We start from the raw sequence: 19890 nt of genomic DNA, 5'->3' as shown, positions 1-19890 counted from the left end.
AATTGAGGAACCCACACGGCGGTCAGCCACGTCCGCGAGAGCGACGCCGGTTTAGGCGCACAGGGGAGACCGGCCGCGGGCGGCCTTCCGATGACCTGGCATGGGGGAGCCGAGTCGGACAGTTCGGGAGGGCCGGCCGCGGCCGGGGTTTCGCGGGGTCAGACCGCTTCGGCGGTCTCCGGGAGGTCGACGGCGAGCTGCTCGCCGAGCTCGATGACCTCGGTGAGGTCGCCGAAGTCACGGACGGCGGTGTCGACGGTCTTTCGGATACGGGTGTTCACCCGCTCGGAGCGGACCTTCTTGGCGACCTGCATGGCCTGCGAGGCCAGCACCGCGCTCTGCTCGGGCTCGCGGCGCAGCAGGTGCACGGTGGCCATGCCGATGAGATTGAGCGCGTACGACCGCTGGTGCTCGTGGTCCTTGGCGAACAGTTCCACGGCCCGCTGCATCAGCGGCTCGGCCTCGGAGGCGTAGGTGGGGCTGCGGCCCGCGACATAGGCGAGGTCGCGGAAGGAGTGGGAGTTCTCCGCGTACAGCTCGGCCTCGGAGAAGAAGCGGATCCAGTCGGGGTCGGGATCGTCCCACTCGTCGGCCTCGGCGAAGGTGTCCTCGGCCATCCGCACCGCCCGCTTGCACTTGCCGGGCTGGCCCATGTTGGCGTAGGCGCGGGCCTCCATCGCATACAGCATGGCCTGGGTGCGCGGGCCGGCGCAGTCGCGGCTGCCGTACTGGGCGAGGTGGATCAGTTCCAGAGCGTCGTCGGGCCGGCCGAGGTGGATCATCTGGCGGCTCATGCTGGACAGGACGTACGAGCCGAGCGGCTTGTCCCCGGCTTCCTTGGCGGCGTGCAGGGCGAGGACGAAGTACTTCTGCGCGGTGGGCTGGAGCCCGACGTCGTACGACATCCAGCCCGCGAGTTCGGCGAGCTCGGCGGCGACCTGGAAGAGCTTGCGGGTGGTGGCCTCGGGCTGGGGTTCCTGGAGGAGGTCGGTGACCTCGTGCAACTGGCCGACGACGGCCTTGCGGCGCAGGCCGCCGCCGCACTGCGCGTCCCACTGCCGGAACATCATCGTGGTGGTCTCCAGCAGGTCCAGCTCCGGCATGGACAGCCGGCCCGGGCGGCGGGGCTCGGCGGCGGGCCCGGCCTGGTGCGGGACGGCCATGGACGGCGAGGGGACGAGCCAGCGCTGCATCGGCTCGATGAGGGACGGGCCCGCGGACAGGCCCAGCGAGGTTCCGAGGAAGCCGCGCCGCGCCAGCATCAGGTCGCTGCGCGAGAACTCGCTGAGCAGTGCCACCGTCTGCGGGCCCGTCCAGGGCAGGTCCACGCCGGATGCGGAGGGTGACTGGCGGACGGCGCGCAGACCGAGGTCCTCGACGGAGACGACGCAGCCGAACCGCTCGGAGAACAGCTCGGAGAGGATCCTGGGGATCGGCTCGCGCGGGTTCTCACCGTCCAGCCAGCGGCGCACCCGTGAGGTGTCCGTGGAGATGTGGTTGGCGCCCAACTGGCGGGCTCGGCGGTTGACTTGGCGGGCGAGCTCGCCTTTGGACCAGCCGCTGCGCACGAACCACGAACCGAGCAGCTCGTTGGGGCGCTTGTCAGCGTTCGTCCCACTACCGCCGTTGCCGCTCACTGGAACGCCCCCACTCCCTGAGACCACTTGTCGCCGACTGCGCCAAGCCTTATCAGAATGCCGGTAAATACGGCCTCCCGTCCGGCGGTTGCCACCCTTCGAACGAGATGCCGACTTGCCTCCGGCATACCCACGAGTGCATGTGCCCCCAGGACTCGTGCACACACCGTAATCCTACGATCACTGACGCAGCCACGACGATCCCGGAAACGCCACCATTCGCCACCCCTTCGAATGAACTAACGGTCGGCCAGGCGCGATTCACTTGACACAGGACGGCGGGAAGTGATGAAGCGATGCATCCAGGGGCGCGCGCGGCCGGGCGTACGACCCCGAGCGCTTCCGGACGCCGTCCGCCGCAAGCGGGAAACCGTCCGCAACGAGCGGGAAGAGCGCGAAGAGAGGGAAGGCGGAGCGTGACGGTCACTTTCCGTTTCCGTCTCATTCCGCCGCGTAACCACCGGCGCGTTGGACCCGTTGGAGGGGGCATGGAGTTCACGATCGGCGGCATCCGCGAGATCCGCTCCGGCGCACGTCGGCGCGGCCGCTCGTCGGAGTGCACCGCCGTCGCCGAGTTCACCGGACTGTGGGGCTGGGACGTGGTGCCCGGCGCGCGGGCCTCGGCGGGCGCCTGCTCCTGCGGCCTCACCGACTGCCCCGCCCCGGGTGCGCACCCTCTCGCGTTCGCGCCGCGGGTCTGTGCCGGGGCCACGCTGGACGAGGCGACCAAGGCCTGGGCCGAGTTCCCGGGCGCCGCCGTGATGCTGCCGGTCGGGCGGGCGTTCGACGTGATCGAGGTCGCCGAGCCGGCCGGCCGCCGGGCGCTGGTCCGCCTGGAGCGCATGGGCATCCCCCTCGGCCCGGTCACCGCGACCCCCGACGGCCGAGCCCACTTCTTCGTCGCTCCCGGCGCCGCCGCGGAGCTACCCGCGCTGCTGTACCGGATGGGCTGGGACGCCCCCGCCGCCCTCGACCTTCGCGGCCTCGGCCCCGGTACGCACATCACCGCACCGCCCTCCGACCAGGCCGGCCTGGGCCCGGTGCGCTGGCTGCGGCCACCCGCGCTGGACGCCGCGACCAAGCCTCCGGCGGCCCGGCTGCTCCTGGGCACGCTGGCGTACGTGGCACACCGGTCACGGGCCTAGGGCCTGTCTGACAATTCCCGTCGTCCGCCCGAAGGGCGGACCCCGGCACCGCCCCGCTCGAACGGCGAAGCGCCCGTCCCCGGCTGTGGTTCGGGGGCGGGCGCTTCGTGGGTCACGTGCCGGCGTCGGCAGGTGGGTGGGGTCACTCGCCGATAAGGGCGTCAACGAACGCCTCCGGCTCGAACGGCGCCAGGTCGTCCGCGCCCTCGCCGAGACCGATCAGCTTGACCGGCACGCCCAGCTCGCGCTGGACCGCGACCACGATGCCACCCTTGGCGGTACCGTCCAGCTTGGTCAGCACGATGCCGGTGATGTCGACGACCTCGGCGAAGACGCGGGCCTGCACGAGACCGTTCTGGCCGGTGGTGGCGTCGAGGACGAGCAGCACCTCGTCGAGCGGCGCGTGCTTCTCGACCACGCGCTTGACCTTGCCGAGCTCGTCCATGAGACCGGTCTTGGTGTGCAGCCGGCCGGCGGTGTCGATGAGGACGACGTCGACCCCCATCTCCTTGCCCTCCTTGACCGCGTCGAAGGCGACGGAGGCGGGGTCGCCGGCCTCGGGCCCGCGCACGGTGTAGGCGCCCACGCGCTCGCCCCAGGTCTGCAGCTGGTCGGCGGCGGCGGCCCGGAAGGTGTCGGCCGCGCCGAGGACGACGGTGCGGCCGTCGGCCACCAGGACACGGGCGAGCTTGCCGGTGGTGGTGGTCTTGCCGGTGCCGTTGACGCCCACGACCATCACGATGCCCGGCTTGCGGTCCTCGGGTTCCGTCTTGACCGTGCGGTCGTACTCGGTGCCGACCAGCTTGACCAGCTCTTCGCGCAGCAGGCCGCGCAGCTCCGCGGGGGTGCGGGTGCCGAGCACCTTGACCCGCTCACGCAGTCGTTCGACCAGCTCCTGGGTGGGCAGCACGCCGACGTCGGCGGTGAGCAGCGTGTCCTCGATCTCCTCCCAGGTCTCGTCGTCGAGGTGCTCGCGGGAGAGCAGGGTGAGCAGGCCCTTGCCGAGGGCGTTCTGCGAGCGGGAGAGGCGGGCGCGCAGCCGCACCAGGCGGCCGGCCGTGGGCTCCGGGATCTCGATCGCGGGAGCCTCGGCGGCGGGGGGCTCCTCCACGACGACCGGTGCCGGGCCGCCCGGGAGGTCCACCTCCTCGATCGTCCGGCGCGGCTCCTCGCGCGGCGTCTCGGCCTCGTCGCCGACATGCGGCTCGGCCGGGGGCGCGGTGATGTCGGGCGTGCTGGGGGGCGGCGGGGGCAGCGGCTTCTTCCGCCTGCTGCCGACGACGAGCCCACCGAGCGCGGCGAGCACGACCACGGCGATGACTACAACAAGGATGATGGTTTCCATAACGGCACCAGTATCCATCCCTGCCACGGGCTCAGCCGGGCGGAGCGCTCCGGTGTGCCTCGTGCGCGAGCTCACGAGGGGGCCGTGTCACCCCCATGGCCATCTGACGCACCGTCAGCTACTGTCCCCGCACCGACCCCGCCCACCCGGTGAAGGGGGACCCCATGCCCGTCACGGTCGTGCGTTTCAACCTCGTCGAACCCGGTGCCTCCCCCGCCGCTCTCGGCGCCCGCTACCGGGCGGCCCTGGAGATGGCCGCGTACGCCGACGAGCGCGGTGTCACCATCGTGCAGACGGAGGAGCACCACGGGGCCGAGAACAACTGGCTGCCGTCGCCCTTCGTCTTCGCCGGCGCGGTGTTCGGGGCGACCCGGCGGATCGCGGTCACGGTGTCGGCGATCATCGGCCCGTTGCACGATCCGCTGCGGCTCGCGGAGGAGATCGCCGTACTGGACCTGCTGAGCGGCGGCCGGCTGGTCACGGTGGCCGGGATCGGGTACCGGCCCGAGGAGTACGCCCTGTTCGACGTGGACTGGAAGCGGCGCGGCCGGCTCCAGGACGAGCTGCTCGAGACCCTGCTCAGGGCCTGGACCGGCGAGGAGTTCGAGTACCGGGGGCGTACCGTGCGGGTCACCCCGCGCCCGCTCACCGAGCCGCACCCGATGCTCCTGGTCGGCGGTTCCTCCAAGGCCGCCGCCCGCCGGGCCGCGCGGCTCGGCCTGCCGTTCTTCCCGAGCGCGCACCTGCCCGAGCTGGATTCGTACTACAAGGAGAAGCTCGTCGAGTACGGCACCGAGGGCTGGACGATGATGCCCGCCGCCGAGACACCGCTGCTGCACATCGCCGAGGACCCGGACCGCGCCTGGGCCGAGTACGGCGGCCATTTCCTGCACGAGGCGCGGACGTACGCCTCCTGGCAGTCCGCCGGCACCCGCTCGGCGGTGCGGTCGGCGGCCACGACGGTGGAGGAGCTGCGGGCGGAGGGCGTGTACCGGATCCTCACGCCTCAGGAGTGCGTGGCGCAGGGACTGGACAACCTCGTGCTGCACCCGCTGGCGGGCGGGATGCCGGTGGCGGAGGGGTGGCGGAGCCTGCGGCTGTTCGCGGAGCGGGTGGTTCCGGCGCTGGGTGGCTGACCTGCGGCGATATCCGGTGGCGCGTGCGGCCGCGGTGCTGGTCACCTGGGCCCATGAGCCTTTGCGTGGACGTGGTCGTCCGGGGACCGAACGGCGAGCTCGATGTGCTTGACGTGCCCGAGGGGTGCAACGACTCGGCCGGGTTCGAGTCCTGGCGCTGGGAGGTATGGGGATCGGAAGTGGTGCGTTCACTCGGGGCACGCCGTCTTCCCGTGCTGGCCGACGGCGGCTGGCTGGAGGTCCCGACCGAGGAGCTGCCGCTGTTCCTGGAGGAGATCACCCTGTTGCGTGCCCACGTGGACGTGATCTGCGCGGCGGTCGAGCTGCATCCGTCGTACATCGTCGGCCGCCTGGACGACATCGAGGCGGCGACCCTGCGCGCTCATAAGATCGGCGCCCGAGTCCTCATCTGGTGACCGCGCCCGCACGAGACCGCCGCCCCCGGTCCGGGCAGTGGCCGGGCCGGGGGCGGCGGGGAGTGCGAGGAGAGGGGCAGCGGGGACTTGGCCCTTCTCCTCGGGTTCGCGGGCCTGAGGCGAGGCTCAGCCCATCTCCTCCAGCGCCTTGCCCTTCGTCTCCTTGACGAACTTCAGGACGAACGGGATGGAGAGCGCGGCGCAGACCGTGTAGATCACGTAGGTCACGGAGAGGTTCCAGTCGGCCAGCGACGGGAAGCTCGCGGTGATGGCCCAGTTGGCGATCCACTGCGCTGCGGCGGCCACGCCCAGGGCGGCGGCGCGGATCTTGTTCGGGAACATCTCGCCGAGCATGACCCAGACGACCACACCCCAGGAGAGGGCGAAGAAGAGGACGAACACGTGGGCGGCGACCAGTGCGGTCCAGCCCTGGGCGGCCGGCAGCTTGCCGCCGACGAGGTCGTAGGAGAAGGCCCAGGCCTCCAGGGCGAGGCCGACGACCATGCCGACCGAGCCGATGATCGCGAGCGGCTTGCGGCCGATGCGGTCCACGAAGATCATCGCGATCACGGTGCCGAGGATGTTGATGATCGACGTCGTGAAGGAGTAGAAGAACGAGTCCGCCGGGTCGACGCCGACCGACTGCCACAGCGTCGAGGAGTAGTAGAACGCGACGTTGATGCCGACGAACTGCTGGAAGACCGACAGGCCGATGCCGACCCAGACGATCGGCTTGAAGAAGAAGCCACCGCCGAGCAGGTCGCGGAAGCTCGACTTCTCCTCGCGGTTCATGGCGTGCTCGATCTCGGCGACGCGGGCGGTCAGATCGACGTCCCCGCCCTCGACCTCGGCGAGGATCTCGCGGGCGCGGTCGTGCTTGCCGACGGAGATCAGGAAGCGCGGGGACTCGGGGATGGCGAAGGAGAGCAGACCGTAGAGGACGGCGGGGACGACCATGACGCCGAGCATGACCTGCCAGGCCTCCAGGCCCATCAGCTTGCCGCGCTGGTCGCCGCCGGCGGCGTTGAGCAGGCCCCAGTTGACCAGCTGGGAGACGGCGATGCCGACGACGATCGCGGCCTGCTGGAAGGAGCCGAGGCGGCCGCGGTAGGCGGGCGGGGCGACCTCGGCGATGTAGGCGGGGCCGATGACGGAGGCCATGCCGATGGCGAAGCCGCCGACGACGCGCCAGAAGGCGAGGTCCCACAGCGCGAAGGGCAGGGCGGAGCCGACGGCGCTGATCGTGAACAGGACGGCGGCGATCTGCATGCAGCGGATACGGCCGATCCGGTCGGCTATGCGGCCGGCGGTCGCGGCGCCGACGGCGCAGCCGATCAGGGCGACGGCGATGACCTGGGCCAGGGCCGCGGAGCCGATGTCGTAGCGGCCGCGGATGGCCTCGACGGCGCCGTTGATCACGGAGCTGTCGTAGCCGAAGAGGAAGCCGCCCATCGCTGCCGCCGCCGCGATGAAGATGACGTGCCCGAGATGATCGGGGTGAGCCGTCCTGGCTCCTGACTTGAGTGCCTGCTCTGTGCTGGTCACGTGTACAACTCCTCGGGCCGCCGGCAACGCTGCCGACGTGGGGGGGCGAGCCCTTCCGGTGAGACCTGAAGGTAAAAGCAACGTTGCAGAGACTATGCCTTCAAGTTCCGAAGTCAATGGGTCGAGTCGTGTGAGCTTCGAGATACACCGAGGCCTGATGTGTTCATTTCTTGAAGACCCTGTGAGGCAGGGGTGACGCGGGGGTGACCGTTACCGCAGCCGCTGCGAGATGACCTTCGACACGCCATCGCCCTGCATGGACACGCCGTACAGCGCGTCGGCGACCTCCATCGTGCGCTTCTGGTGCGTGATCACGATCAGCTGGGAGGCTTCCTGGAGCTCCTGCATGATCCGGATCAGCCGCTGGAGGTTGGTGTCGTCGAGGGCGGCCTCGACCTCGTCCATGACGTAGAACGGGCTGGGCCGCGCCTTGAAGATCGACACCAGCAGCGCGACGGCGGTCAGCGACCGCTCGCCACCGGACAGCAGCGACAGCCGTTTGACCTTCTTGCCCGGCGGACGCGCCTCGACGTCCACGCCCGTGGTGAGCATGTTGTCGGGGTCGGTCAGGACCAGCCGGCCCTCACCGCCGGGGAACAAGCGGCTGAACACGCCCTCGAACTCCCGGGCCGTGTCCCGGTAGGCCTCCGTGAAGACCTGCTCGACGCGCTCGTCGACCTCCTTGACCACCTGGAGCAGGTCGGCGCGGGTCTTCTTCAGGTCCTCGAGCTGCTCGCTGAGGAACTTGTGCCGCTCCTCCAGCGCCGCGAACTCCTCCAGGGCCAGCGGGTTGACCTTGCCGAGCTGCTGGTAGGCCCGCTCGGCGGCCTTGAGCCGCTTCTCCTGCTCGGCCCGTAGATACGGCCTCGGCTGGTTGCGCGGGTGTTCCGGGTCCTCCGGCAGCTGCTCGCCCTCGGCGGGGGGCGAGGGCGGCACCGGCAGGTGCGGGCCGTACTCGGCCACGAGCCCCGCCGGTTCGACACCGAGTTCCTCCAGAGCCTTGGTCTCCAGCTGCTCGATCCGCAGCCGCTTCTCTGCTCCTAGTACCTCGCCTCGGTGAACTGAATCCGTCAACTTGTCAAGCTCGGACTTCAGTTCGCGGCCCGTGTGCCGGGCGGCCGCCAGTTCCCGCTCGCGCAGCGCCTTGGCGGCCTCGGCGGCGGCGCGCTCCCGCTCGGCCCGGCCGAGGGACACCTCGACGTGCGCGAGCAGCTGGCGTGCGCCGGAAGCCACGGCTTCTGCGACGGCGGCCTCGTGCCGCAGCCGGGCCCGCCGCTGCTCCGCACGCGCGCGTGCCTCGCGTTCCGCGCGGGCGGCCCGGTCGAGCGAGTCGGCCCGTCCGGCCAGCCCCTTGACCCGCTCCTCGTGCGTACGAGCCTGGAGGCGGGCCTCCATCTCGGTCTGGCGGGCGTTGGCACCGTCGGCAGCGAGACGGTCCCGTACCGATGTGTCCGGCTCCTCCTCGACCGGCATCTCCTCGGCGACGGCGAGCCGCTCGGCGAGCTCCTCCGCCTCCTGGACGGCCTTGTCGAGCGCCTCCTGCGCGCGGGCCGCGGCCGCGGTGGACCGCTCGGCCTCGCCGGCGGCGCCGCGTGCCTGACCGGCGAGGCGGCCGAGCTGCTGGGCGACGGACGACTTCTCCCGGTCGGCCGCCCGGCGCCGCTCCCCCAGTTCCTCCACCAGCGCGACGCACTCCCCGCGCCGCTCGGCCGCCGCCCGCTGGTCCTCGGCCAGTTCCTCGCAGCGCACCGCCAGCTCCTCCAGCTCGGCGGCGGCCTCGTCCACGGAGGCCTGCACCTCCAGGAGACTGGGCGCACCGGCGGACCCGCCCTGCGCGAAGTGCGCGCCCAGCAGATCGCCTTCGGCGGTCACGGCGGTGAGGTCCGGGCGGGCGCCGACCAGATCCTCGGCGTCCTCCAGCGTGCCCACGACGACGACCCCGCGCAGCAGCCGGCGCACGGCGGGCATGAGCTCGGCGGGACCCCGGACGAGGTCCGCGGCGAGGGGCGGCTGGGCGGAACGGCCCGACTGCTCCGCGAGGCCGGGGCGTGGGTGCGGCATGACCTGGTCCGGCGAGGCACCGGCTGCGATGCCCTCCGGGTCGCCGGTACGGGCGCTCTGGCCGACGAGGGCACTTCCCGTGCGGGCGTCCGCCTCGCCCTGGGCCGCGCGGCGCCTCGCGGCGTCGTCGGTGGGAGTGCTCCGGTCGCCGGAGGCCGGACGCTCCGGCATTCCGGCCTCGCCGGTCCCTCGGCCCATGACACCGAGGTCCTCCGCCGCGGCTTCACCGCCACCGGCGTGCCGACCCTCGGCAGCCCCAGCGGTCCCTGCCGTCCCCGCCGCGTCCGGCGCTGTCGCCAGAAGCAAGGCCGCGCGGCCCGCGTCCTGTTTGCGCAGGAGGCGGATCGCGTCGGCCGCGGCGGACGGGGTCGTCACGGCGAGGGCGTCGGCGGCGGTGCCGAAGGCGGCGGCCAGGGGGGCCTCGTAGCCGGGTGTCACCGTCAGGAGTTCGGCGGCCGGGCCGAGCAGACCGGTGAGCCGGTCCTTCGCCGCCAGCAGCGCACCGGTGCCGTCCTTCCGGCGCAGGCCGAGGGCCAGCGCCTCGTGGCGGGCCTGGGTCGCGGCGCGCCTGCGTTCCGCCGCGGTGGCGGCCTCGCGGGCCGCGGACAGAGCAGTCTCCGCCTGGGCCAGCCGCTGCTTGGCGGCCTCGTGCCGCTCGGCGAGTTCGATGTCCCCGGCGTCGAGGCCGTCGACCTCGGCCTTGAGGGTCTCGTACTCCTCCTGCGCGCGGACCGCCCGTTCCTGGGCCTCGTCCCGTGCGGCGGCGAGGCGGTCGATCTCGGCCTGGGCGGAGGCGGCGCGGGAACGGGCGGCGTTGACCTGCCCGCTGAGCCGGGCCAGGCCCTCGCGGCGGTCGGCGATGGCACGGGCCAGGTCCTTGAGGCGGCGTTCCTCGGCGGCGAGTTCCCGCTCCAGCTCGGCCCGGTGGGCGACGGTGTCGTCGAGTGCGCGCTGGGCCGCCTCCAGGGCCGCCTCCAGCTCGGCCTCCTGCTCGCGGATCCGGGCGGCCTCGCGCTCCATGTCCTCGGGGTCCCGGCCGCGGCGTTCCTCGGGCGGCGCCGAGGTGGCGCTCTTGACCCGGGCGTCGGCCAGCGAGATCGTGCCGCGCACCCGCTCGGCGAGCTGGGAGAGCTCGTACCAGGTCTGCTGGGCGCGCTGCAGGCGCGGTGCCAGCTGCCGCACCTCGTCCTCGAGGAGGGCCTCGCGCTGGAGGGCCTTCTTCAATTCCTGCTCGGCGGCCTCCTTGCGCTCCTTGAGCGCGGCCTCGTCGGCGATCTCGGCCCGCAGGGCCTCGCGCAGCCGTACCAGGTCGTCGGCCAGCAGGCGCAGGCGCGCGTCCCGCAGGTCCGCCTGGATCACCGCCGCGCGGCGGGCGACCGCCGCCTGCCGGCCCAGTGGCTTGAGCTGGCGGCGCAGTTCGTCCGTGAGGTCCTGTACGCGCGCGAGGTTGGCCTGCATCGCGTCGAGCTTCCGCAGCGCCTTCTCCTTGCGCTTGCGGTGCTTGAGGACGCCGGCCGCCTCCTCGATGAAGGCGCGGCGGCCCATGGGGTCGGCGTGCAGGACGGAGTCGAGCTGGCCCTGGCCAACGATGACGTGCATCTCGCGGCCGATGCCGGAGTCGGAGAGCAGTTCCTGGATGTCGAGCAGGCGGCAGGTGTCGCCGTTGATCTGGTATTCACTGCCGCCGTTGCGGAACATTATCCGCGTGATGGTGACCTCGGCGTACTCGATGGGCAGCGCCCCGTCGGAGTTGTCGATGGTCAGGGACACCTCGGCGCGGCCGAGCGGCGGACGGCCGGTGGTGCCGGCGAAGATGACGTCCTCCATCTTGCCGCCGCGCAGCGACTTGGCGCCCTGCTCGCCCATGACCCAGCTGAGGGCGTCCACGACGTTGGACTTGCCCGAGCCGTTCGGACCGACGACACAGGTGATCCCCGGTTCGAACCGGAGTGTGGTGGCGGAGGCGAACGACTTGAACCCGCGAAGGGTCAGGGCCTTGAGGTGCACGCCGCCGGACTCTACCTTCCGGCGCTATCTCACTCCATGAACACCGGCAACCGCGCGGTTTCGCGCATGAACATGCAGGGCACACCAGACGTTAAAGAAGGTGAAAGGATGCGTGGGGGCAAGAAAGACGAGGGGCCGAAGACAGAGGCGCCAAGGGGGGCCAAGAAAGAAGGGACGCCGAAGCGTCCCTTGCAACTCTGACAACTCAAGCGGTTGATACGGGCAGCCCAACCACTGCATGTGCTGTCGTGAAGCGATGCAGTGATCAGGTGAGCGCAGGCTCCGCCTGGTGTGCGTCGATGCTCTCCATGATCCTGTCGTGAGAAGCGGCAGCCGTCAGCGCGTCGTTCTCCGCCTGGATCCGTCCGAGCTCGGATTCCAGGTCCTGTACGCGCTGCTGGAGCCGTCGCATCTCGGCAAGGAGTCGAGGGTCGGAGCCGCCGACGTAACCGAGAAGCGCCTTTGCCATGATGGATGGTCCTCCACACTGAGCGACCGACCGAAGCGGTGTGGGTCGTGAGGGATTCGCACCCGGAGTGCTTGGCACACTCGAGTGTTGCTCTGCTATTGCTACATGCCAAACAGCTAAGGTGCGCGGGGCTTTCAGCGTCTCACCAAAAAGTTTGACGGTCAACACGATCACGCCCCGGATTGGCGGGCAACCCGGCTGCGCGCGGCCGGAAAGCGGCGACGCTGCGACTCCTGCGGGACCCTCAGGGCGTGGCGATCATCTTTACGTGCGGAGCCTGCCACGGCAAGCGGTTCTTGGCAACTACCAGCCTATTTCTGCTCGGGGCAGGTGCCCGGGGCACATTCTTCCGCTTCGGCCTGCGGCTCTGCACGGAATGGAGTCAGCGGACCGCGAAGCCGTCGTAGCCGCCCCGGGGTGTGTCCCAGATCTCGGTGACACCGTCCACACGCCCGGGCGTGTCGCCGTCTTGCAGCCACTTCAGCAGTTCTTCGCAGGCCTCGCGCGAGCCCTCGGCGACCACCTGGACCCGTCCGTCCGCCAAATTGAGAGCAAAACCACTCAAGCCGCCGACCTCAAGGGCCCTCGCCCGCGTGAACCAGCGAAAACCCACGCCCTGCACGCGTCCACGCACCCAGGCGACCAGCCGTACATCCTCGCTCATGGGTGCAACCTAACCGGCCAATGTCTCTCGGGACACTTCGTCCCCCGGTGCCATGGAGTACCGTCCTCACCCAATGAATCTCATATGAAACTCACTCGATGGAGTGAGTCGGGTTGACCCTCAAGATCGTATAAGCGGGGTTGGCCGTGAGGGACGAGGAAGGCCAGGACATGGGACGCCACCGACGCGCCGCCGCCGGCACGGGCGGCCACGACTCGCAGGACTCGTACGCCGGCGACCGCGGCACCTTGGGCATCGCGCCCTACCTGAACCCGGAGGCGTACACCGACGCCCACCAGAAGTCCGAGGACTACCTGTACGCCACGGACGACGACTACGCGCACAGCACCGGCACGGTCGTCTTCCCGGAGGGCGGATACACCCCGTCGGGCGGGTCGTCGCGGGGCCGCCGCCGGAAGAAGAGGGCGGCGACGCCGGTGCGTACGGGCCTGCTGGGCGTGTCCGCCGCGGTCGCCCTCGGCACGGTGGCGGTGGCCACCGGCGCGGTGCCCGGGCTCGACAACTACCGGCTCGGCGGCGGCACCAGCGCCGGCGGCGACAAGGTGCAGGCCGCGGGCTCCCCCAGCAACACGGCGAGCGAGCAGGGCGGCACCTCGGCGACCGCCACCGACGGCCGGGCCGGCGGCTCCTCCACCAGCCGGGACAGCGACCGCTCGACCTCGCCGTCGAGCCCGTCGAGTCCGTCCGTCTCGCACTCCCCCTCCGCCTCGGCCTCCGCGTCCCCCTCCGCGCCGGCGTCCCCCAAGCCGACGAAGACGCCCTCGAAGAAGCCGCAGACCAAGATCCCCTCCCAGTCCAGGGCCACCCCGAGCCGCCCGGCCGCCAAGGCCCCGGCGAAGACCTCCGCGCCGGTGACGGTGTCGGCGGAGTCCGCCGCCGAGGCGGAGGTGCTGAAGCTGGTCAACGAGGAGCGGGCCAAGGTCGGCTGCAGCGCCCTGTCGGCGAACAGCTCACTGACCAAGCTCGCCGAGTCCTTCAGCTCGGACATGGCCGCGCGCGGCTTCTTCGACCACACCGACCCCGACGGCGCCACCCCGTGGGACCGTGCCGCGAAGGCCGGCATAACGGGCCTCGGCGGCGAGAACATAGCGCGGGGCCAGGCGGACGCGGCCGCGGTGATGGAGGCCTGGATGAACAGCCCGGGCCACCGGGCCAACATCCTGAACTGCGACTTCAAGACCCTGGGGGTCGGTGTCCACTACGGGTCCGGCGGGCCCTGGTGGACGCAGGACTTCGGCTACTAGGAGCCGGTCACGTACCAGGAGCCGGTCACGCCGCCGCGCGGCCGAGCGCGAACGCCCGTGCCGTCTCGGCCACCCGGCGTCCCAGGTGTTCCGCGGTGGCGATGTCGGCCTTGTGCACGGCGTCCGGGCCCTCGTCGGCGTTGGTCTGGGCGGCCGCGCCCAGGAAGACACCGAGGCGGTTGAGGTCGTTCTCGGAGGCGGTGGAGCTGTTCCAGCCGGGCAGCAGGCCGAGGCTGACCCAGTGCATGCCGAGCTGCGCGGCGAGGATCTGGAAGAACTGGAGCGTGTGCAGCTTGTCGCCGCTCTTGGAGGCGGAGTTGGTGAAGCCGGCCGCCAGCTTGTCCGTCCATTCCTGGGTGGCCCAGCGCCCGGAGGTCGCCTCGGCGAAGGCATGGAAGGCACCGCTCGCCGTGCCCATGTAGGTGGGCGAGCCGAAGACGATCGCGTCCGAGGCGTCGAGCAGCGCCCACTGCTCCTCGGTGATCTCGTCGACCTTGACCAGGTGCGCCTCGGCGCCGGCCTCGGCCGCACCGGCGCGGACCGCCTCGGCGAGGACGGCGGTGTGGCCGTAGCCGGAGTGGTAGGCGATGGAGACAACAGGGGTGGTCACGGGTGTCACTCCTCGATTGGACTGCTCAACAACACTAACTTCAGGAAAGCACTAACTGAAAGTTAGTGCAACCTGATGGTTAGCGCTGCCTTGGAGTACGCTTGAGGGCATGACCGTCACGCAGGAGAGCGCGGAGGAACAGAACCTCCCCTACAACGTGTTCGCGAAGGCGTGTCCCTCGCGCGGCACCCTGGAGCACGTCACCGGCCGCTGGGGTTCGCTCACCCTCGGCGCGCTGCACGAGGGCTCGCTGCGCTTCAACGAACTGCGCCGCCGTGTCGACGGCGTGAGCGAGAAGATGCTGTCGCAGACGCTGCAGGCGCTGGAGCGCGACGGCCTGGTGCACCGCGAGGCCCAGCCGACGAACCCGCCCCGCGTGGACTACGAACTGACGCCGCTGGGCCGCGAGGTGGCGACCCGTCTGCTGGACCTCATCCACTGTGTGGAGGGCCGGATGGACGAGGTACTTCGGGCCCGCGAGCGTTACGAGGCCACGCGCGGCGCCCGCTGACACTTCGGGCAGAAGTAGCTGGAGCGGTTCATCCACGCGCGGCGGCGCATGGGTGCCGCACACCTCCGGCAGGGCAGACCCTCCCGGCCGTACGCGTCCAGGGAGCGGTCGAAGTAGCCCGACTCGCCGTTCACGTTGACGTAGAGACTGTCGAAGCTGGTGCCGCCCACGGCGAGGGCCTCGTTCATCACGTCCCGGATGTGACCCAGGAGTTCAGTGGTGCGCGGGCGGGTGAAGGTGCCGGTGGGACGTTCGTAGTGCAGACGGGTGCGCCAGAGCGCCTCGTCCGCGTAGATGTTGCCGACGCCGCTGATCAGCGACTGGTCCAGCAGGGCCCGCTTGATGGTGGTCCGCTTCCGGCGCAGCGCCTGGTGGAAGTCCTCGTCGTCGAACATCGGGTCGAGGGGGTCACGGGCGATGTGCGCGATGACGTCCGGCAGGCCGTCGGGGGTGGTGTCGTGCAGCGAGAGACCGCCGAAGGTGCGCTGGTCGACGAAGCGGAGTTCGGTGCCGAGCGCGTCGGCGAAACGGACACGGATCCTGAGGTGCTTCTCGTCCGGCACCGTGTCCGGCTGGACCAGCAGCTGTCCGCTCATCCCGAGGTGCGCGAGGATCGCCTGCCGGGTGTCCTCCAGCGGCAGCCACAGATACTTCCCGCGGCGGCTGGGCGTGCCCATGCGATGCCCCTTGAGCCGGTGCGCGAAGTCGTCCGCACCGGCCAGGTGACGGCGTACGGCACGGGGGTGCAGCACCTCGGCGTCGGCGACGGCACGGTGGGCGACCCACCGCTCCAGGCCACGCCGTACGACCTCGACCTCGGGCAACTCGGGCATCGGGACCCCCGTGGACAGCCGGTGGACGATCCGAGCGCCCGCCCCTGGACGGGGGCGGGCGCTCGGCTCTTACTGTTTCTTACTGCTCTTGTCAGGCGGAAGCGGATGCCTCGTCGTCGGCGCCCGCGTCGATGTCGACGGCGTCGGCCGCCGCCTTGACGCGCTCGTCCGCCGCGGCCCGGATGGACCGCCACGCGGACTCGGCTGCCTGCTGCTCCGCTTCCTTCTTGCTGCGGCCGGTGCCGGTGCCGTACGAGACGCCTCCGACGCGGGCAGCAGCAGTGAAGGTCTTCTCGTGATCGGGGCCGGTCTCCGTGACCAGGTACTCGGGCACGCCGAGTCCCTCCGTCGCGGTGAGCTCCTGGAGGCTGGTCTTCCAGTCCAGGCCGGCTCCGAGGTTCGAGGACTTCTCGATCAGCGGGTCGAAGAGCCGGTGCACCAGCTCGGACGCCGAATCGAGGCCCTGGTCGAGATAGACCGCGCCGATCACCGCTTCCAGGGTGTCGGCAAGGATGGACGCCTTGTCCCGGCCGCCCGTGCCCTCTTCACCGCGGCCGAGCCGGATGAAGGAACCCAGGTCGAGACCGCGACCCACCTCCGCCAGCGCACGCGAGTTCACCACCGCTGCCCGCAGCTTGGCCAGCTGGCCTTCGGGCAGGTCGGGGTGAGTGTTGTACAGCGTGTCCGTGACGACGAGGCCGAGGACGGAGTCACCGAGGAACTCCAGCCGCTCGTTCGTCGGCAGACCGCCGTTCTCGTACGCGTAGGAACGGTGGGTCAGCGCGCGCACCAGAAGGGCGGACTCGAGCTTGTAGCCGAGCCGCCCTTCCAGAAGCGTGTGGGACGAGGCCGTGTTGTCCGCCGGACGACCCGCGCGTTGACGGGAAGTGTGTTCCTTCGGATCAGACATCACACCTGTCACCAGCCGCTCAGACCTCGAGGACCTGGCGCTTGTTGTAGGTGCCGCAAGACGGGCACGCGATGTGCTGCTGCTTGGGCTCGTGGCAGCGCTCGCACGCAACCAGGGTGGGGACCGCAGCCTTCCACTGCGACCGGCGGTGGCGCGTGTTGCTGCGCGACATCTTCCGCTTCGGAACAGCCACGGCTACTTCTCCTGCTTCTCGTCGACGCCCGCTTCCGCGTCAGCGCCGCTCATCTCGTCCTTCTCGCCGTCCTTCATGGAACCGGCGAGTCCCTGCAAAGCCGCCCAACGGATGTCGACGGCGTCATGATGGTGGTCCGGGTCGTCCGCGAGCCGCGCTCCGCACTCGGAGCACAGGCCCGGGCAGTCTTCCTGGCACACCGGCTGCATCGGCAGTGCGAGCACCACCGCATCGCGCAGCAGAGGTTCGAGGTCGAAAAGTCCGTCCTCGAGGAAGAACCTGTCCTCGTCGTCCTCGGCGTCGTCGCCCGGTTCCGCGATCACACGGCCCCGGTCGTCGGCGTCAGGGTACGTGAACAGTTCCTGGAAGTCCGCTTCGAGCTCCAGCCCGACCGGCTCCAGACACCTTACGCACTCCCCCTCGGCCGTGGCACGGGCGGTGCCCGTGACGAGCACCCCTTCCATGACCGACTCGAGCCGGAGTTCGAGCTCGACCGGGGCGCCTTCCGGCACTCCGATGACTCCCTGGACACCGAAGTCCTTGGGGGCGTCGATCGTGCGGGTCAGGCGCTGCAGGGCACCAGGACGCCGCCCCAGTTCGTGTGTGTCGAACACGAGGGGGTTGCGGTGGTCGAGGTGCGCGTTGGAGGCCATTCCTGCTTTCGATCTTCGAGCTCAGAGGGACACCGCCCGGAGAGTGTCGCCGGGGCAGCGTTGATCGCGGACGTGCACGCGACCGAAGAGCCAGGATACTGGACCTTTCGCTGACAGCCCAATCGGGGCTGTCACTACAGTCCGCGCTCCTGCTCGTACGCCCGCAGCTGCTCGGCGCTGATCATGCTGGTGTCGAAGAGGCTGGTCTCGTCGAGTTCGTAGCCCTGCTGGGACTGCTGGGGCTGGTGGGCCTGCTGAGGCTCCTGAACGTGCTGCCCGGCGTTCGGGTCGTAGCCGGTGTGCTGGTCGTAGCCGCCCTGGCCGCCCTGGTACGCATAGGGGTCGGCCTGCTGGTAGCCGTACGGGTCCTGCTGGCCGTAGCCGTGCTGCTGCGGGAAGCCTCCGTAGGGGTCGGGCTGCTGCTGGTATCCGTAGGCCGGCTGCTGCTCGTACGGCGCCTGCTGGGGCTGCTGCGGCTGCTGTTGCGCCGGCTGTCCGGCCTGGGCGTCCTGCTCGGCGAGGGCCGCGAGGTCGGCGAGGTAGTCGGCGTCACTGGAGTGCTGCCGGGTGGTGGAGTCGTCGGCGAGGGCGCCGAGGTCGTCCGTGGCGATGCGGCCGTGCAGCTTCTGGCGGCCGCGGCCGACGGCCTCCAGGGTCTTGGCGAGGACCGCCTCGAAGGCGCCGAGCTTGACGTCCACGTAGGAGTCGGCGTCGCGGCGCAGGGTCTCGGGGTCGTGGCTGCGCTCGGGGGCGTCCTCGTCCTCGTAGCCGTTCTCGTCGAGGCCCGGGCCGGTGCCGAGCAGCTTCTCGCGGCCGCGGCCGACCGAGCCGAGGGTCTTGGTGAGGACGACCTCGAAGTTGGCGAGCTTGGAGTCGACGTATTCGTCGGCCTCGGCGCGGACCTCCTCGGCCTCCTTGCGTGCCTCGGCCAGGATCCGGTCCGCCTCGGTCTGGGAGCGGCGGGCGACCTCCGTGCCGGAGATCAGCGAGCCGCGCTCGGCGTGCGCGCTCTCGATGATCCGCTCGGCCTCCTGGTGGGCCTGCTGGACCATCTGCTCGCGGTCGCCGATCAGCTCCTGGGCCTGGGCGAGGGAGCCGGGCAGGGCCTGGCGCACCTCTTCGAGCAGCGCGAGCAGCTCGGCGCGGTTGACCACGCAGGAGGCCGACATGGGCATGGACCGGGCGCCGGAGACCGCGGTGACGATCTCGTCGAGCTTCTTCTGGACGTCCACCTTTGCTCGCCACTCTCTACAGCTGTGTTGGAGACGGACGGGACGACTGTACGGCCCCCGGCCGGCGGTCCGACACCGGGTGACGGGTTGTCAGCCCGTCAGTCCTTCCTGAGGCGCTCGCGGAGGGCTTCCAGGACCTCCGGCGGTACCAGGTGGGAGACGTCCCCGCCCCAGGTCGCGACCTCCTTGACGAGGGAGGAGGAGAGGAAGCTGTAGGTGGGGTTGGTCGGCACGAAGAGGGTCTCGACGCCGGACAGGCCGTTGTTCATCTGGGCCATCTGCAGCTCGTAGTCGAAGTCGCTGACGGCGCGCAGGCCCTTGACGATGGCGGGGATGTCGCGCTGCTTGCAGTAGTCGACGAGGAGACCGTGGAAGGCCTCGACGATCACGTTCCCGTACTCGGCGGTGACCCGGCGGATCAGGTCGATCCGCTCGTCGATCTCGAACAGGCCCTTCTTGGCCTTGTTGATCATCACCGCGACGTAGACCTCGTCGTAGAGGCGCGAGGCACGGGAGATGATGTCGAGGTGTCCGTTGGTGATCGGGTCGAACGACCCGGGACAGACGGCGCGGCGCACTAGTGATCCCTCGCTCTCCGGTCCGGTCATCGTGCGTCTTCGCACGTAGAGGCGGCGCGACCGTACCAAAACGTTCCCTCGCCGTAGCGACGGGCCCGGATCGCCTCGAAGCCGTCCGGCCACCGGAATTCGCCGCCTCTGGTGCTGCGCTCCACGGTGACGAGGGCTTCCGCCGCGAGCCACCCCTGCGTACGGAGTGTGAGCAGGATCTCGCGAAGATCGTCGTCGGTGACGGCGTACGGCGGGTCGAGGAAGACGAGGCCGTACGGCTCCGCAGGGGCCGCCGACCGGATGATCTGTTCGGCTTTGCCCGCCCGGACCTCGGCGCCGGGCAGGCCGAGGTTCCGCACGTTCTCCCGTACCGTGCGGGCCGCCCGCGCGTCGGACTCGACGAGGAGGGTGTGGCCCGCGCCGCGGGAGAGGGCCTCCAGGCCGACGGCGCCGGAGCCGGCGTACAGGTCCAGGACGCGTTCCCCGTCCAGAGGTCCGCCGAGCAGGGACTGCCAGGTGGAGAAGAGGCCCTCGCGTGCGCGGTCCGATGTGGGGCGGGTGCCGTTCCCTGGCGGGACGGCCAGGCGGCGTCCGCCGGCTGCGCCGGCGATCACGCGGGTCATGTGGGGGTCCTTCTTCGTGAGCGGCCTTGTGGATCCAGTCTGGCAGGCGGGATGGGGTGGGTGCCT

At 70.8% G+C, this 19890-nt stretch carries 20 protein-coding genes; 6 read left to right on the top strand and 14 right to left on the bottom strand.

From position 1 onward, the window contains the following. Window positions 1–158: 158 nt before the first annotated feature. Window positions 159–1637 carry a hypothetical protein gene (locus ACH45E_RS32475; protein ID WP_361447249.1) on the bottom strand — a complete coding sequence of 493 codons (1479 nt, stop codon included), beginning with the start codon at window positions 1635–1637 and terminating at the stop codon, window positions 159–161. Between the two features lie 488 nt (window positions 1638–2125). On the opposite strand from ACH45E_RS32475, the gene ACH45E_RS32470 reads away from it, so the two are divergent. Continuing rightward, a complete protein-coding gene (locus ACH45E_RS32470; RefSeq protein ID WP_361447251.1) occupies window positions 2126–2782 on the top strand; it encodes a bifunctional DNA primase/polymerase in 657 nt (218 codons plus the stop codon). Between the two features lie 142 nt (window positions 2783–2924). On the opposite strand, the gene ftsY is transcribed toward ACH45E_RS32470, so the two are convergent. Then, window positions 2925–4127, bottom strand: a complete 1203-nt coding sequence (gene ftsY / locus ACH45E_RS32465; protein ID WP_361447253.1) for a signal recognition particle-docking protein FtsY — start codon at window positions 4125–4127, stop codon at window positions 2925–2927. Window positions 4128–4291: 164 nt separating this feature from the next. Between ftsY and ACH45E_RS32460 the strand changes: the two genes are divergently transcribed. Both ACH45E_RS32460 and ACH45E_RS32455 read left to right on the top strand, forming a co-directional pair. Continuing rightward, window positions 4292–5263, top strand: a complete 972-nt coding sequence (locus tag ACH45E_RS32460) for an LLM class flavin-dependent oxidoreductase (protein ID WP_361447254.1) — start codon at window positions 4292–4294, stop codon at window positions 5261–5263. A 53-nt stretch (window positions 5264–5316) separates the two neighbouring features. Beyond that, the gene (locus tag ACH45E_RS32455; protein WP_361447256.1) at window positions 5317–5679 is read left to right on the top strand and encodes a hypothetical protein; all 363 of its coding nucleotides are present in this window, start codon (window positions 5317–5319) and stop codon (window positions 5677–5679) included. A 126-nt stretch (window positions 5680–5805) separates the two neighbouring features. Here the strand turns inward: ACH45E_RS32455 and ACH45E_RS32450 are convergent, their stop codons facing one another. Both ACH45E_RS32450 and ACH45E_RS32445 read right to left on the bottom strand, forming a co-directional pair. Then, the gene (locus ACH45E_RS32450; RefSeq protein ID WP_361447258.1) at window positions 5806–7224 is read right to left on the bottom strand and encodes a sugar porter family MFS transporter; all 1419 of its coding nucleotides are present in this window, start codon (window positions 7222–7224) and stop codon (window positions 5806–5808) included. A 210-nt stretch (window positions 7225–7434) separates the two neighbouring features. Next, the gene (locus ACH45E_RS32445; RefSeq protein WP_361447260.1) at window positions 7435–11292 is read right to left on the bottom strand and encodes an AAA family ATPase; all 3858 of its coding nucleotides are present in this window, start codon (window positions 11290–11292) and stop codon (window positions 7435–7437) included. A gap of 36 nt (window positions 11293–11328) precedes the next feature. Here ACH45E_RS32445 and ACH45E_RS32440 point away from each other — a divergent pair, with 36 nt between their 5' ends. Next, a complete protein-coding gene (locus tag ACH45E_RS32440) occupies window positions 11329–11493 on the top strand; it encodes a hypothetical protein (protein ID WP_361447262.1) in 165 nt (54 codons plus the stop codon). Window positions 11494–11557: 64 nt separating this feature from the next. On the opposite strand, the gene ACH45E_RS32435 is transcribed toward ACH45E_RS32440, so the two are convergent. Together ACH45E_RS32435 and ACH45E_RS32430 are read right to left on the bottom strand one after the other, a co-directional pair. Next, complete coding sequence (locus tag ACH45E_RS32435) at window positions 11558–11761, bottom strand: hypothetical protein (RefSeq protein ID WP_030048901.1); 204 nt, start codon at window positions 11759–11761, stop codon at window positions 11558–11560. 382 nt (window positions 11762–12143) lie between these two features. Continuing rightward, entirely contained in the window at window positions 12144–12425 is a 282-nt protein-coding gene (locus tag ACH45E_RS32430; protein ID WP_361447264.1) for an acylphosphatase, read from the bottom strand. Between the two features lie 170 nt (window positions 12426–12595). Here ACH45E_RS32430 and ACH45E_RS32425 point away from each other — a divergent pair, with 170 nt between their 5' ends. After that, window positions 12596–13690 (top strand): CAP domain-containing protein, encoded by a 1095-nt coding sequence (locus ACH45E_RS32425; protein ID WP_361447266.1) that lies wholly within the window; start codon window positions 12596–12598, stop codon window positions 13688–13690. A 25-nt stretch (window positions 13691–13715) separates the two neighbouring features. Here ACH45E_RS32425 and ACH45E_RS32420 read toward each other — a convergent pair whose 3' ends face one another. Next, a complete protein-coding gene (locus ACH45E_RS32420) occupies window positions 13716–14300 on the bottom strand; it encodes a flavodoxin family protein (protein WP_361447268.1) in 585 nt (194 codons plus the stop codon). A gap of 109 nt (window positions 14301–14409) precedes the next feature. On the opposite strand from ACH45E_RS32420, the gene ACH45E_RS32415 reads away from it, so the two are divergent. Continuing rightward, window positions 14410–14811 (top strand): helix-turn-helix domain-containing protein, encoded by a 402-nt coding sequence (locus ACH45E_RS32415; RefSeq protein ID WP_361447270.1) that lies wholly within the window; start codon window positions 14410–14412, stop codon window positions 14809–14811. Here ACH45E_RS32415 and mutM read toward each other — a convergent pair. The 7 genes from mutM to rsmD all read right to left on the bottom strand — a co-directional run bounded on the left by mutM (window position 14784) and on the right by rsmD (window position 19824). Further along, complete coding sequence (gene mutM, locus ACH45E_RS32410) at window positions 14784–15644, bottom strand: bifunctional DNA-formamidopyrimidine glycosylase/DNA-(apurinic or apyrimidinic site) lyase (protein ID WP_361447272.1); 861 nt, start codon at window positions 15642–15644, stop codon at window positions 14784–14786. The genes ACH45E_RS32415 and mutM overlap by 28 nt on opposite strands. 91 nt (window positions 15645–15735) lie before the next feature. Then, on the bottom strand, window positions 15736–16554 hold the full coding sequence (gene rnc / locus ACH45E_RS32405; RefSeq protein ID WP_361447274.1) for a ribonuclease III: 819 nt from the start codon (window positions 16552–16554) through the stop codon (window positions 15736–15738). A gap of 19 nt (window positions 16555–16573) precedes the next feature. After that, complete coding sequence (rpmF, locus tag ACH45E_RS32400; protein ID WP_003951102.1) at window positions 16574–16747, bottom strand: 50S ribosomal protein L32; 174 nt, start codon at window positions 16745–16747, stop codon at window positions 16574–16576. A 2-nt stretch (window positions 16748–16749) separates the two neighbouring features. After that, on the bottom strand, window positions 16750–17400 hold the full coding sequence (locus ACH45E_RS32395) for a DUF177 domain-containing protein (protein ID WP_361447276.1): 651 nt from the start codon (window positions 17398–17400) through the stop codon (window positions 16750–16752). A gap of 134 nt (window positions 17401–17534) precedes the next feature. Then, entirely contained in the window at window positions 17535–18632 is a 1098-nt protein-coding gene (locus ACH45E_RS32390; protein WP_361447278.1) for an ATP synthase F0 subunit B, read from the bottom strand. Window positions 18633–18730: 98 nt separating this feature from the next. Beyond that, a complete protein-coding gene (gene coaD / locus ACH45E_RS32385; RefSeq protein WP_361447344.1) occupies window positions 18731–19210 on the bottom strand; it encodes a pantetheine-phosphate adenylyltransferase in 480 nt (159 codons plus the stop codon). 26 nt (window positions 19211–19236) lie between these two features. After that, window positions 19237–19824, bottom strand: coding sequence for a 16S rRNA (guanine(966)-N(2))-methyltransferase RsmD (gene rsmD, locus ACH45E_RS32380; protein ID WP_361447280.1), 588 nt, complete (start codon window positions 19822–19824; stop codon window positions 19237–19239). Window positions 19825–19890 lie beyond the last annotated feature (66 nt).

The sequence above is a fragment of the Streptomyces sp. NPDC020299 genome (assembly GCF_044387825.1).
Classification (GTDB): Bacteria; Actinomycetota; Actinomycetes; order Streptomycetales; family Streptomycetaceae; genus Streptomyces.
Note: the sequence above shows the minus strand (reverse complement) of the source record. Positions and strands in the feature narration are given on the sequence as shown.

Bases quoted from the DNA above. Each gene is read 5' to 3' on its own strand.
- rnc (WP_361447274.1), bottom strand. From the start codon at position 16,554: ATGTCTGATCCGAAGGAACACACTTCCCGTCAACGCGCGGGTCGTCCG.
- ACH45E_RS32415 (WP_361447270.1), top strand. From the start codon at position 14,410: ATGACCGTCACGCAGGAGAGCGCGGAGGAACAGAACCTCCCCTACAAC.
- ACH45E_RS32455 (WP_361447256.1), top strand. From the start codon at position 5,317: ATGAGCCTTTGCGTGGACGTGGTCGTCCGGGGACCGAACGGCGAGCTC.
- ftsY (WP_361447253.1), bottom strand. From the start codon at position 4,127: ATGGAAACCATCATCCTTGTTGTAGTCATCGCCGTGGTCGTGCTCGCC.
- ACH45E_RS32425 (WP_361447266.1), top strand. From the start codon at position 12,596: ATGGGACGCCACCGACGCGCCGCCGCCGGCACGGGCGGCCACGACTCG.
- ACH45E_RS32395 (WP_361447276.1), bottom strand. From the start codon at position 17,400: ATGGCCTCCAACGCGCACCTCGACCACCGCAACCCCCTCGTGTTCGAC.
- ACH45E_RS32430 (WP_361447264.1), bottom strand. From the start codon at position 12,425: ATGAGCGAGGATGTACGGCTGGTCGCCTGGGTGCGTGGACGCGTGCAG.
- mutM (WP_361447272.1), bottom strand. From the start codon at position 15,644: ATGCCCGAGTTGCCCGAGGTCGAGGTCGTACGGCGTGGCCTGGAGCGG.
- ACH45E_RS32435 (WP_030048901.1), bottom strand. From the start codon at position 11,761: ATGGCAAAGGCGCTTCTCGGTTACGTCGGCGGCTCCGACCCTCGACTC.
- ACH45E_RS32440 (WP_361447262.1), top strand. From the start codon at position 11,329: ATGAACACCGGCAACCGCGCGGTTTCGCGCATGAACATGCAGGGCACA.
- ACH45E_RS32460 (WP_361447254.1), top strand. From the start codon at position 4,292: ATGCCCGTCACGGTCGTGCGTTTCAACCTCGTCGAACCCGGTGCCTCC.
- rsmD (WP_361447280.1), bottom strand. From the start codon at position 19,824: ATGACCCGCGTGATCGCCGGCGCAGCCGGCGGACGCCGCCTGGCCGTC.
- ACH45E_RS32470 (WP_361447251.1), top strand. From the start codon at position 2,126: ATGGAGTTCACGATCGGCGGCATCCGCGAGATCCGCTCCGGCGCACGT.